Annotated in this window: 1 protein-coding gene; it reads right to left on the bottom strand. The window is 39.9% G+C overall.

The window, feature by feature from the left end; translation table 11 throughout:
- Nucleotides 1–223: hypothetical protein (locus Q0733_RS13080; RefSeq protein ID WP_298782791.1), on the bottom strand; the 223-nt coding region annotated here is incomplete at both ends.

Here is a 223-nt window from a genome sequence, read left to right as displayed (position 1 = left end):
TTAGTAACCGCATCATAAGAAGATACAAAACCTGGTTCTAAAGTAGGGGTAAAATCATAAGAAGCACCATCTAAAGCTACAAATCCTTCAGATGTACCATCTGCCAAAAACGCCCCATGACTGATTAGAACTTTTACGGTATGGGCTAGTGTACCTGTAAGTGTAAAAGTGGTGTTTAAGGTCGTAGATACGGTATAGCGACCAGCTGTTGCTGATGTATTTA

It is taken from the genome of uncultured Polaribacter sp. (genome assembly GCF_947500975.1).
Taxonomy (GTDB): Bacteria; Bacteroidota; Bacteroidia; order Flavobacteriales; family Flavobacteriaceae; genus Polaribacter.
This window is presented reverse-complemented; position numbering and strand designations above follow the sequence as displayed.